Origin of the sequence: Bacillus salacetis (assembly GCF_003581585.1) — a bacterium.
Taxonomy (GTDB): domain Bacteria; phylum Bacillota; class Bacilli; order Bacillales; family Bacillaceae_B; genus Rossellomorea; species Rossellomorea salacetis.
The window spans coordinates 1-12351 of sequence record NZ_QXIR01000057.1 but is presented as its reverse complement, the minus strand read 5'-3'; the positions used below and the strand labels follow the sequence as shown (position 1 = coordinate 12351).

15 protein-coding genes are annotated in these 12351 nt (G+C 35.1%); 4 read left to right on the top strand and 11 right to left on the bottom strand.

What is annotated here, in order from left to right; genetic code table 11:
* Positions 1 to 551, bottom strand: a 551-nt coding sequence (locus tag D3H55_RS23190; protein WP_136035789.1) for a hypothetical protein, incomplete at its 3' end; no start/stop codon positions are given.
* Positions 552 to 656: 105 nt separating this feature from the next.
* On the bottom strand, positions 657 to 1178 hold the full coding sequence (locus D3H55_RS23185; RefSeq protein WP_119549693.1) for a hypothetical protein: 522 nt from the start codon (positions 1176 to 1178) through the stop codon (positions 657 to 659).
* Between the two features lie 175 nt (positions 1179 to 1353).
* Here D3H55_RS23185 and D3H55_RS23180 point away from each other — a divergent pair, with 175 nt between their 5' ends.
* A complete protein-coding gene (locus D3H55_RS23180; RefSeq protein ID WP_119549692.1) occupies positions 1354 to 1974 on the top strand; it encodes a hypothetical protein in 621 nt (206 codons plus the stop codon).
* A 651-nt stretch (positions 1975 to 2625) separates the two neighbouring features.
* Here the strand turns inward: D3H55_RS23180 and D3H55_RS23175 are convergent.
* Entirely contained in the window at positions 2626 to 3174 is a 549-nt protein-coding gene (locus tag D3H55_RS23175; protein WP_119549691.1) for a DUF3967 domain-containing protein, read from the bottom strand.
* Positions 3175 to 3694: 520 nt separating this feature from the next.
* Positions 3695 to 4354, bottom strand: coding sequence for a hypothetical protein (locus tag D3H55_RS23165; RefSeq protein ID WP_119549689.1), 660 nt, complete (start codon positions 4352 to 4354; stop codon positions 3695 to 3697).
* A 253-nt stretch (positions 4355 to 4607) separates the two neighbouring features.
* On the opposite strand from D3H55_RS23165, the gene D3H55_RS25090 reads away from it, so the two are divergent.
* Both D3H55_RS25090 and D3H55_RS23155 read left to right on the top strand, forming a co-directional pair.
* Positions 4608 to 5198, top strand: coding sequence for a hypothetical protein (locus D3H55_RS25090; RefSeq protein WP_240628763.1), 591 nt, complete (start codon positions 4608 to 4610; stop codon positions 5196 to 5198).
* Positions 5199 to 5473: 275 nt separating this feature from the next.
* Positions 5474 to 5935 (top strand): VanZ family protein, encoded by a 462-nt coding sequence (locus tag D3H55_RS23155; protein WP_119549688.1) that lies wholly within the window; start codon positions 5474 to 5476, stop codon positions 5933 to 5935.
* 77 nt (positions 5936 to 6012) lie between these two features.
* Here the strand turns inward: D3H55_RS23155 and D3H55_RS23150 are convergent, their stop codons facing one another.
* The 7 genes from D3H55_RS23150 to D3H55_RS23120 all read right to left on the bottom strand — a co-directional run bounded on the left by D3H55_RS23150 (position 6013) and on the right by D3H55_RS23120 (position 9889).
* A complete protein-coding gene (locus tag D3H55_RS23150) occupies positions 6013 to 6414 on the bottom strand; it encodes a hypothetical protein (RefSeq protein ID WP_119549687.1) in 402 nt (133 codons plus the stop codon).
* 2 nt (positions 6415 to 6416) lie between these two features.
* Positions 6417 to 6914 carry a VanZ family protein gene (locus D3H55_RS23145; RefSeq protein WP_168413243.1) on the bottom strand — a complete coding sequence of 166 codons (498 nt, stop codon included), beginning with the start codon at positions 6912 to 6914 and terminating at the stop codon, positions 6417 to 6419.
* A 504-nt stretch (positions 6915 to 7418) separates the two neighbouring features.
* A complete protein-coding gene (locus tag D3H55_RS23140; protein ID WP_119549685.1) occupies positions 7419 to 8042 on the bottom strand; it encodes a MarR family transcriptional regulator in 624 nt (207 codons plus the stop codon).
* Between the two features lie 206 nt (positions 8043 to 8248).
* The gene (locus D3H55_RS23135; protein ID WP_119549684.1) at positions 8249 to 8530 is read right to left on the bottom strand and encodes a DUF5839 family protein; all 282 of its coding nucleotides are present in this window, start codon (positions 8528 to 8530) and stop codon (positions 8249 to 8251) included.
* Positions 8531 to 8944: 414 nt separating this feature from the next.
* Positions 8945 to 9139 carry a hypothetical protein gene (locus D3H55_RS23125; RefSeq protein ID WP_119549682.1) on the bottom strand — a complete coding sequence of 65 codons (195 nt, stop codon included), beginning with the start codon at positions 9137 to 9139 and terminating at the stop codon, positions 8945 to 8947.
* A gap of 266 nt (positions 9140 to 9405) precedes the next feature.
* Entirely contained in the window at positions 9406 to 9555 is a 150-nt protein-coding gene (locus D3H55_RS24700; RefSeq protein ID WP_168413242.1) for a hypothetical protein, read from the bottom strand.
* Complete coding sequence (locus D3H55_RS23120) at positions 9542 to 9889, bottom strand: hypothetical protein (protein ID WP_119549681.1); 348 nt, start codon at positions 9887 to 9889, stop codon at positions 9542 to 9544. The genes D3H55_RS24700 and D3H55_RS23120 overlap by 14 nt, the downstream gene beginning before the upstream one ends.
* 367 nt (positions 9890 to 10256) lie before the next feature.
* On the opposite strand from D3H55_RS23120, the gene mobQ reads away from it, so the two are divergent.
* Positions 10257 to 12188: a MobQ family relaxase gene (gene mobQ, locus D3H55_RS23115; RefSeq protein WP_119549680.1), complete on the top strand. Its 1932-nt coding sequence runs from the start codon at positions 10257 to 10259 to the stop codon at positions 12186 to 12188.
* The last annotated feature ends 163 nt before the right edge of the window (positions 12189 to 12351 follow it).

Sequence of the window (12351 nt, the reverse complement as noted above, 5' to 3'; positions counted from 1 at the left end):
ATAAATCTTGTTGAAAAAATTAATACTATGAAACCGATTATAGTTATGACAATAGTTAAAAAAATGACATCATCAATACTCTGAAGGAATAAAGTGATTAATAATGGAAGTATCGAAGTAGCTATCCCTAAATAAATTGTTTTTTTCAACTGATCTCGACTTTTACTTTTCTCGAGTCTACGCTGCAGTAAACTTTCTACCAACTTATTCTCTTCTTCTTGATTTAAATCAACACCTGTTCGTATACAAACATTTTCAATAAATTCTTTTCTCTTCTGAAGATCAAAATCTTCCAGGCTCCCGTACCTCTTTTCTGTTAATTTAAAATGTAGATAGCTAGCCAGTCCAATAGTTGTTAAATAAATAAACACTGCACCCAGTGCATAAACAATTTCATCGGTAATAGCTAAATATACCATTCCAGCAGCCTCAATAAGTATTATGAAAAGAAAAATATAATTTCTGTTATTTTCCTTTAAAGAATTAATTATCTGGTTATGAGGATCGTAAAATTTTCCATACTCTTGCAATATTTTATCAATTATAGTCAATCTCATCCCTCCTGTCTTTTTAATATACGGTTATCTCAAATCATAAGTTTCAAGTAAAAATCGCTTCTCAAAGGAGAAGCGATTTTTACTTGATTTATACTTAACTCAGTTTATTTCCTCAATAGTGTTAAAAATTCTACTGTAAGCATCTTTTATATTGTCTTCATTTCGAATATCGTCAAATAACCCATATCCCCAATACTGCATTTCAGCCTTAGGGTTATTATAATATCCTGTTGCATAATCTTTTGTGGGAACATCTGGAGAACCTTCATAAGTCGAAGATTTTTTAACAAAAGGCAAGTAAGATTTTTCTGACTCAATAAAGAAAAAAGGAACTATTCCTGATTGGTAACTCTCAACATACTCATCATTTGCCGCATCAACTAAATATTCTTTCATAATAAACACTGCATCGAAATTTTCTAGCTGTTTCTTCTCCTTTATATCTCTTAATTCGATTGATGTAAACTTAATATTTTCTTCTCTAACTTGTGGGGGATCTCCAACTATTCCAATCTCTAAAGATTTTCCATTATATTCTGCTGAATCGACTGAGTTATTAGCACAAGCTGCTAATAACAATTGTAATGAAATTATTACCAAGCTAATTAATTTAATCTTCAAAGTATGTATTCTCTCCTTCTCTTGTAAGTTATCTTAATTTTAACGTATTTAAACGAAAAAAATCCATACACCCCCTTTTTTTCCAGTGATAGCGCATTTTTTACAAAAACTAGTGTTTTAACTTAATTATTATAGTATAATAGATTTCTATTACTAATCACCTAGGGGGAGAAACATGAAAAAATTATTAATGTTTTTAGCACCAGCATTTTTCTTTGTTTTATTTGGTGGAAGTGCTGACGCTGCCACAAATCAAGAACTAGAACAATTACGAAATTCAGGTCAAGATTATGAGGTAGAACTTACATATGATCAAGTAGTAGAAAGAACTGCTGAGTTAACAGGTAAATCTATTGAAGAAGTTAAAAAAGAAACACCTGCACCAACATTCAAAGCTATGTCAGCTAAAACTATGTCAGCAACTGCTTCATCAAGTAATTGTGGTTGGTACGAAGTAGCCACAAGCTTAAATATCGGTAAGTCATACAAACCAACATTAATTGTTATTCCATCTACTTGTAGATCAGGATCATTTGGATGGATTCAAGAAGAAGTTCAACCACACTTAGTTGGAATGAAAGCAGACGGTAAAAAATTCGAAGGTCAAATTGAAGTAAGATTACAGCCTAGTAGATTCTCATATGTTGTTAATGGTAGCTGGTATAACCATGGAACTGTAACACATGGAGGAACAACTGGAGCTTCAGCTCTTTGGACAGCAACCTATTCAGTTTCTTCATCATCCAGTCACTATGCAGATTGGTATTCAGGAGTAAGGTACAGACAAGTATTCTAAAGAAATAAATAAAAAGAGTGATATTCCTTTAACGAATATCACTCTTTTTATTTATTTTTGTCCCCTGGATTTCTCTAAATGATTCCATTAATAATGAATCCCGTTTTCAATTCAAAAAAGATGGAAATAATACTAACTATATAAACAACAATTTTCCAGACGGCTTACCAAACGATTTTCCAAACGTATTTAGTATGTATTCGTATTGCATACTTTTCGACGGATTGCTATACTCTTATTAACGAATCAATGACGCAATTTGCGACGTTTTATTTTTTGCGATTAAGGTAGGCTCTCTGCATACTTTTTAAAAACATAAGTACAATAAAAAAGACCCAGCGCGCCAACGCTGGATCCAAAGGTAAAGATTCCGCAAGGCGGATTCGGCCGAAACATACAGAAATCCCAGAAGGACCACCCTGCTACCGACCAAAGTATAGGGTGGTTTTCTTCTGGTTATAATTAAATAGCCACAGCGATTGCTACGACTAACATCAGAAGACTAATGACGAAACCTACAGCCATAAAAACTACTTGAATGACTTCAAACGGTCTCATACGCAGCACCCCCTTAAAAGGAAGTACCTCGTCCACCCTACACAAATCAATTACCTACGCTCTATTGTATCGCTTTATTTAGTTTTCGCAAATTTATTTTCCGAACAATTTCCTGAAAAAGCCCTTTTGAGATTTCTCTTCTTCTCTAGCAGCCAACAGCAACTGTTTCGTCTCCTGGGTCTCCCTCAAAGATTCTATTAATGTTTGATCTCTAGCTTCCAGACGTTCATCCAGATACTTTTGCTGCTGATCAAGTCTCCTTAGTAGTTCCTCATTGAATTTCATCTGTTTTTCATTCATATCAGTCAATACGTTGACTTTTTTCATTAAATCAGCCACCGTGTCGTGGTCAAAACCTTGATGCGACTGCGTATCACCCAATACATCACCTTTATCTGTACTGGGTTTTGTTATGTATTTACTCGCTATATTACGGGCCGTTTCTTCAACAGAACTTTCTGCTTTGGATACATTCTTAAACTCAGAAAATACTTTTGCATCTTGTTTATTATAAACACGATAACCACTGATATTACGGTTAAAAATATACCCATTTGCTTCTAGCAGTTGAGCGTATTTGCGCACTGTGCTTTCTGCTATGTCGGTTATCTTGGCTATATCTTTTGTAGATAGATTATCCATATCGTTACCTCCTAGTTGTAACGGCTGATATGGTACTAATTAAACAGATGTTTTTAAAATCCTGCAACCAATACTTGGTTTTAAACCTTAATTCATTTATGATAAAAGTAACTTAAAATAGCGTATAGGAATAGAAATTACGGGGACTACAGAAGATGTAGAAATTAGAATTGGGGGACGAGGTAAAAATCTAAATGACAAAATGAGTAAAGACTTTAAAATGAAGATGTTCTCACTATTAAATTAAGACTAAGGAGTCCTTTTTATGTTTTTTAAAACAAATAAAAATATCAACAAAAAATATCTGGATATGGCATGTTGGTCTACCTTCATAGTGTGGGGAACAATTCTTTTACTAAACTCTATATTTGAATTAATCTCAAATAAACCTCTTATATCTAGCGATCTTATTATTTTATTAATGGGCTTAGTAACCTTTATAACTACTGAATATTTATTAAAGCTTATAAAAAAATAAGAAACCATAAAAATGGTTTCTTATTTTTTGTAGTTTTTTACTCTATCTAGAACGACAACTAAAGCTGTGACTAGCCCCTATTCTTATGTCCGTTATGACTACACCTTTTCCTTTTCGGTTACAAACTGCTAAAGCTGCGCCCCCTATAGCAGGTACTCCAATAATTAATATTGTTAATAGAGTTGGACCTTTTCCAGAAAACTTTTTGACTAGTTCTTTTAAAAAAGCCCATCCTGTACCATGTACTCCTATAATACCTATAATAGTTCTTACATCTGAGTTTGATAGTTTGTATTCTTTAACACTACCAACACTATATCCTAAAGAAGACACGCGATCTGGACTTACTACTTGATTATTATAGGAATCTTTTATTACACCAATAGCATCTAATTGACTAACATTGTTGTCTTTTTCAAGTTCCGTTTTATATAACCCATAAAAATCTTGAGCTTCTACGCTTAAACTACTAACATCTTCTGTTTTATTATTAGATAAATTTTCCATATCGAGATTCTGGTCAATTTCCTCAATAGCGCTAAGAATCTTATCTAGCTGAGCAATTTCTTCCTCACTTGGAACATATTCTTCTATCATTTCTATTTCTGAAACACTGTTTTCTTGGGCAAATGAAATACTACTAGGGGCCAAGTAACTAAATAATAATACTGAAGCCGTAATGCTTACTAAATTCTTTTTCATAGGTTTCCCTCCCATATTTAAAATACTTTATAATATTACAGTTTTTAACAAATAAAAGGAATAAATTTTTAAAGATTTCCAAAAAATATAATTCGACAAAAAATGTAATTTTAATACATTTTTTACCATATTACTTAACCAAAAATTAAAACAATTAGTAGGCTATTAGAATTATAATAATTGCTCTTGATTAATAGAGTATTTTCTAATTATGATATAAGTAACTTAAAACAAATTATTAGGGGAATGAGAGATGAAAAAACTACACGTGTACAAGGAACAGGGAGAGTTTGTGATCGAACGAATCAATCAGTTTGATCATGCCACGAAACGAACCTTTTTATCTGAAAAGGGATTGTTTGAAGGTCTTCAAAATTATCAGGACGTGCTGCAAGAATACGACCTCGATGTATCGGAAGAATTATGGGCTAGGGTTATCCAATTTTTAAGTACCCCTGAAAAGCGCAGCCGGGGTCAAGTAAGTGTTCTGTTTACCTTGCACAAGAAAATATACGATATTCGTTGGAATGGCGCTTCTGGAGATTCTGAAGCCCTTATAAGAGAGTTACAACACCTATCCGATCAAAACGGAGTACTGCCGGATCTCCTAAACGTCATGATGGAACAACTCTACATCCCTCCTTACGAAGAAGATAAGCTGCCGGATTACTTGAAAGCTAATTCTCATGGGGGCAGACGTGAAGGAGCTGGCCGGCCATCCCTGGGAACCACTCGCAAGGTCAGCATCACCCTACCGGATGAAGTCTGGGAAGAAATCGAAAAAGAAAAAGGAGATCAGACGATGTCAGCCTATCTCCGATCGGTGATTTTGCAGAAGCTTTAATATACAGCTTTTATGCAGAGAAGAGGCCAAAACGGGCTACTTTAAAATCCTGAAAACCTTGCTAAATCAACATTCGTATCTTTATTCACTATTGGCCACTATTGGCCACAAGAAAAACCCTTGTCTCCCAAGGGTTTTTTGTGTGCTTCCGATAATAAAGAATTATGTCAAATACACAATTTATTAATTATTAATCTAAACACAACAATTAAAAATTGAACAACAAATATTAATCAGCATACAAGCATATATCTTTTATAGAAAGGAGGATTAAAATGCAAGTAAGCTATCAACAATTATTATTAATTTTAATTTTTATATTTTATTTTACAATGTTAACAATAGTTAGTTTTTTATATATCGATATGAGAATATTTAACTTAAGTATTATTCATTACGATGAAGTGAAAATTAATCTTGTGCCATTTTCCACAATAGGGAAATATCTTTTAAATTTCGAACATTATAATTCTGAAACATGGTTAAATAATACAATTGGTGTAACTCTCATATATTCCCCATTGGGTTTTCTGCTGCCTTTAACTTTTGTTAATTTGAACAGCTTAAAAAAGGTTCTTCTTTTCACCATTTTTCTAAGTGTCTTAATAGAGGTATTACAGTTTATAACAAAACTAGGAGTGTTAGATATAGATGATGTTATCTTAAATGTAATAGGTGCAACTTTGGGTTACGTCATATATAAAGTGTTCTTTAGAAACAAATTGACCAAAAGATAAATAGTGATAAAAATTTTTAATAAACAACCAACAGGAACTGCCCAATAAACTTACAGCTCCTGTTGGTTGTTTATAAATTAATCCCAAGTATCATATAATTTGCCGTTACCCTTCACAATAATTCCGTCATCAGCTTTTCTCATTGTAAACCGATAATTACCTGCAGCAGAACTACAACAGAAGCTAGTGGTTAATGAACTTTTATTCATTGGAAATGATTGTGTCTGTATAAAATCTGATCCCCAACTTGATGCTTTATAAAGATCAACATAAAAGTACCCTGCTTTGGCAGAACTACTGTTGTTATACATCTTAATTATTCCCTTTGGCCCTGAATCTAAATAATATAAACTTGAGTTTAATTTATATTTAAATTCATAAGCATAAATATGTTCATTCCCTGCTGCTAAGGCTATTACTGGGGATATTAAAAATGCTGTTAATAAAAGCGAAGTGATAATTCTTTTGGCTTTTTTCATGATTACACCCTCCAAAGGTTATAAGCTGGATTATTTCTATCAATTAATAGATTTCGAATCAATGGCCAACTAATTTTGATAATTGAATAACCAATTATACCGCCTATAAGGTTCAACATAATGTCATCAACAACAAAACTTCGATATCTTACTCCAATTAATAAAGAAATAATTTGTTGAAGTACCTCAACGCTAAGAGAAACTGCAAGAGTATATAACAAAACTGACTTGAAATTCTTATACCTAGTGATTATTGGAATGTAAAACCCAAATGGTACAAAGAGTAATATGTTACCTAATAGTTGTTTTAAAGTTACAGAAATAGGAGCATACGGTAATGTTCTTAATATGTCTTGAAAAGGAATAAAAAGATTTTTAGCATAAGTTTTAGTTTCAATCATACTTTGGATTAATCTCTTGTCTATAGGTATAGGTAAGAGAGTTAAAGAAATAAGCAAAAGAACATAGATAAAGAACGTAAACTCTACTAGATGAATCATTAATGGCTGTCTTTTCTTCTTGCGAACAAAAAACATTACAATCAAATAGATCAGTATAATGGGAATAAAGTGAAACGGTCTAAAATGCAGCAAAATTTTCTCCCCTTTAATGGTTTTTAATTCTTCAAAAATCCCCCCTCTCGAAATAAAAAAACAACATTTTACAGTAAATTACAAATATTATATTCTTTTAAAAAACATATTTTTCCTGCTATTTCAAAAATGAATTATCAAATTTTTCTTATAAACTAGAATTTGGTTGCCTTTATGGCAACTCTTTTGCCTTTATGGCAACTAATAGAAGATATATAAAGTTATGGTTGCAAAACAAGAGGCGAATTGCTATTAAATATAGAGTGAGAAGAGAAAGAGTTTTTATAGTAGTTTAAAGTGCTGATATATAAGTGTTTTTAGCGTTTTTTGTGTGTTGTAAATCTGCAACACTTCCGTTGTAAATTTACAACACACAAAAACAAAAAAAAAGCGTGAGAAAATCTCTCACACTTAAAATAATTTATCGGGAATATCTTTTAAAATTTTCATCTTCATTGCCTTATGAAACATCACTTGCAAAGCATCACTTACATTGTCTTTATCTCCTGCGTATAAGACGTGAGGATTGATGAAAATTGCATACGCTTTAGCATTATTACCTTCTATTCCAGATTCTGCTTTAGCTACAATTCCTTTTTTCTTTAGACTATTAATGACTGTACTGCTGTTTGATCTATTACTTTTAATTAGTTTAGCAATCTCTGAAATATTGGCTGGGACCGGATTTTTGGCTTTAATATCCAAAACTATACAATTACTTGAAAAAGCAATATAAGGTACAATATCTGCCAAGAAAATTTTTTCTCTATCAGTCAAATAATTGTTTTTATATAAATATCCTAAGTTTTCTTGCAAGTGTTGGGCAAACCTCACTTTCGATTGAGGAGAACGTTTAGTTCCAATGAAAATCTCTTTATTTCCAGAAGCTTTACTTAAAACCTCTAAAGCTTCGTTAATACTTTCTTGAGGAACTCCATAATGTTCTAAAGTCTTTAAAAGTTCTTCATTTTTAAAATCTCTTTTTCTAGCATTCTTCTCAGCCTGGTCAAAATCAACAATATTATTTTTTTTCATCTAATTCCTCTCCCTATGTAGCAGGAATTAGCCCCTATGTGTTAGTATTATATTAAATAAATTGATATAGGGACTCGTTCCCTGTGAGTATTGAGAAGCCGCCTATCCCTGCGAAAAGATGAGGCGGTTTTCTCTTTTCTTTATAATTCGACAATACCAATAATTTCCCTTCTTTACTACCCTTTTCTTTATTCCTCTCTCACTTTCTAAACTTCTACTAATTTCTGTTCAGGTGCTCTTTCTAAAACTTTTACTACTTTTTTATACCTTTTTTTTGTTTCCTCAAATTCTTCTCTAAATACGTTCATTACTAAAACAGGCTTAAAACCGTGTTTAGTACGAACTAAAACAATATCTCCTTGCTTAATTGGATCTTCTCTTAAAACTTTCGGTATATTCCAGTTGTATGTTTTATTGGTATTAAGCTCTATAACTCCACCCTCGTTTTTCATTACATGAAATCCTGAAATTGTATTATTGTTCTCCATTTCCCTTCCACCTCTCTACTTTTAGCTTCAAGCTCTTTAGGAGCTTATCATCTATTCTCTTAGGCTTGTACCCCATCCGATCAATCAAGATCCCTTCTAAAACTCTCAAACGTGCCGTATAACGCCGATACTCACTTTCAGCGAAGGCTAAGGTATCCGAATCAATTTCAACTGATTCTGACCCCTTCTGGACCGTTCTCATAAGGTTATAACAATTCGTCCGCTCTTCCCGGACCAACCGAACCAGAATTAACAGATCATACGTATGAAACAAAATCAGTTCATTAAAAAGTAGCTCACATTGATCTAAGTGAATAAAATCCTTCAGCTGCGGCCGGCGTTTTCTCAAAGGAGCACCACAGAACTCACATTCTTCTCTTAAACTATCATTTTCTGTCTGACAGTATGAACAGATCATCCTTCAAATCCTTTGCTATAAACAGGCTCATAAAATATCTCTTTGAATTTTTCTAACGGCACATAACCAGAAATCCTATAATTGTTAGGATCCTCATTCAGATGGATAATTTCTTCTAGAGAAAAGTGACGCTCTTGTTTTTTCTGAAATATCGGTAAATCCGTGCCTAGAATTTCATGAGCTTTATACATTGCATGTCCACCTCTCTAATACAAATCTCTTCTAGCCTTTAAGGCTGATAGACTGCCGTCAAGGCAGTCCTTTACGGTAAGGTCTTCAAAAGCTCTTCAGTGACGTCAAATAATTGTTCCTTGTAATGCTCCAATAAGTGATCGGCCTGTTTTTTGGTTATTTTGAATTTTTCTCTCCATTTTTTCTCTTTCTGGATGATTCGTCTTTGTTCTTCAGGCAGATCACATAATGGAATATCCCTGCTGTCACAGAGGATAGTATCAGATCACTCCGAAGCTTCGACTGCTGTTTTGGTAGAAAAGACTTGCAAAACGCAGACAAGTTCCAGGGCTTCCTGATGATCTAAATAATAACAGCCTCTCTTGAAGAGGAAATGCCTGTTCATCAATACTGAAGGGAATTCATTTATAGACATTTTCAACCTCATTTTCCGGAATGATCAATTTCTCTTCCTGAACTTCGTAAACAATCTCCTTCTCTTTTTTGGATTTCTCCACATCAATGTTCAATAATTTCTCTTTATGTTTTTCGACGGCCCCTTTCATTCCATACGCCACTTGTTCAGCTTGATCCTCTCCCACAATATCAAAATACTTTTCGAAAATCGCTCCTACCTGGATCAAGCGTCGGGTACGCTCTTTTCGTTCTTTTTGTTGAAGCCGGCTAGCCACTTGCTGTTTCTTCGCCTTGATCTTCTCCATTTTTTCCTCTAATTCTTTTAAACGTTCTTCATCCGTTTTGCGTGCCATCTTCTCTCCACCACCTCTATTATTGTTTATGCCTTTTATTTTACCGCACCACAGAGGAAAATACTACCTAAAATGCTGGAATATCCCTATAGGCTGTGGTATGATTCCCTTAGAACGAAAGAGATAAGGGCGCACTTACACAAACTACCGTTTGTCGTGCGGTTGCTTCGCAACAAAAGTCAAATGCCTTCGCCTTATCCGGCGAATTGCTAACGCAATCAAATCGCATCGCCTATCGGCGAATCCAAAACAGAAAGAGCAGCACCTTCGGTACTTCCCTTTCCGTTTCGCCCAAAAGGTTTTCGCAATCGCCTGCGAAATCTCTTTCCTAATCGCGTAGCGTCAAAATCAAAAGGAGGTGAGAATCATGGCCATCTATCATTTTTCAGCACAAGTTATTTCAAGAGGTAAAGGACAGTCGGCTGTCGCTGCGGCTGCTTATCGATCTGGTGATCGATTAATGGATGAACGCACCGGCGAGGAAAAATTCTATCACCGGGATCATCAACCGGATGCCATGATTCTTGCCCCTTCCAACTCTCCTGATTGGGTTCAGGATCGAGAACGTCTTTGGAATGAAGTCGAGAAATCCGAAACCAGAATTAACTCCCGTTTAGCTAGGGAAGTCAATATTGCGCTGCCAAGAGAATTAACCCATGACCACCAAAAGGAATTAATCCGAAATTATGTCCAGGAACAATTCGTTGATCAAGGCATGATTGCTGATATTGCGATACATAGAGATGATAAAGAAAACCCTCATGCTCATGTCATGTTGACGACTCGTGAAATGATAGCTGAAGGGTTTGGTCCGAAAAATCGGGACTGGAATAAAAAAGAACTCCTGGAACAATGGCGGGAAGAGTGGGCGAACCATGCCAATAACGCGTTAGAAAAAGAGGGCATTCAAGACCGGATCTCCCACCTTTCTCATGAAGCTCGTGGGCTTGAACAGCTTCCGACTGTCCATCTTGGCCACATTGCACATGAAATGGAGAAGCGTGGCGTGCAGAGTGAGCGAGGGAATATCAATCGTGAGCGACAAGAACATAATGCGCTTGTCGTGGATCTGCAGAAGTATCGGGAAGAAAAAAAAGCCCTGGAACAAAAGCTAGCGCACCAGAAAGAACAAAGACAAAAAGTTGAACGATACAATACGGCTGCCGAACGTGTAGATCTACAAAAAGCTTCCAACGTTTTGAAAGCTGAACCCTCTTTAGCAACTATTCAAAAGCGATATGAACAGCTTGATAAATGGAATGAACGTCTGAATAAAAACGACAGCTATATCCGTTGGAAGAGCCAGACGATCCGAGAAGCTTCTGAACATTTCCGATGGAGTAACGCAGCTCAAACGCAGATCCAAGAAGGTGAACAGCGAATCGAATCAATTAGCTGGCTCAATCCATTGAAATTAAAGGAAAACCGAATAATCAAAGAAAGAGCCGAACAGGATATTTCCAAAGCAAAAGAACGTCTTCAGCATCATGATGGAAAGCTCGATTACCATCGGGAAAAACTTAATTTCCAAACGGAAGCTGAATTTAACCAGGTCAAAGAGCAGCATGAAACCAATCGTCCTGGTCTTATCCAGAAAAACCAAGACGCTCGTCGATACATCAATGCTGAAAAAGAGACTCTTCAGAAGGCCGAGAAGGCCCTTAAAAACGCGTTTGTTCGTAAAACAGCGTCTTACTACCCTAATCGTCCTGAAATGCGTTATATGAGTTTCCAAACGGCTACAAGAATTGATAACCTCAACAAGAAACAAGGAAAGATCATTCCAGTTGAGAACATTGAACAAACATTAAATCAAAAGCGTACAGAGATTCAGCGATTAAAAGGAGAAATTGGCCGGGTGGACCAAAATGGATCTCGTTTAAAGCGTGCTGAAGTCTATCTGAAGGAATATGAAAAATCCCAGGCCACCGTTGAGAAATATGAGAACAATCCGTTCCTGAAGGGGAAAATGATGGTATCCAAGTCGGCAAAACGAGAATACGAAGATGCCGTTACAGGCCGGGACAGCAACAAAAATCTTATGCAACAAGAAGGGGTCACTGGAAGAGACGACTTTGAAAAACAGGTTCAATCTTTCACCCAAATGGAAGCACAAATTCCAGAATTCAAAGCACAGATCCAGACCCATGAGAGAGGTTTTGGTTTATTGGATGCCATTATCGTAGGTATTCAGACCGCAGGCAGGGAAATGACAAGACAGCAGCAACGCCAAAAAAAGCAAATTAAAGGCAAAAAGAAGTCTAAGCAACGTTATCCGGAATGGGAACAAGAAATATAAGGGAAAAGCAAAGAATAAAAACAATGTGTTTATAATATACAAAAAGCAACTACTATATTAAGTAGCTGCTTTTAACCTACGGGTTACATGGTTTAATAATCTAATCTCTTCCGTAATTTCCATAATTTTTTCGATTTTAGTTATCGAGGAATATTCATTTAAA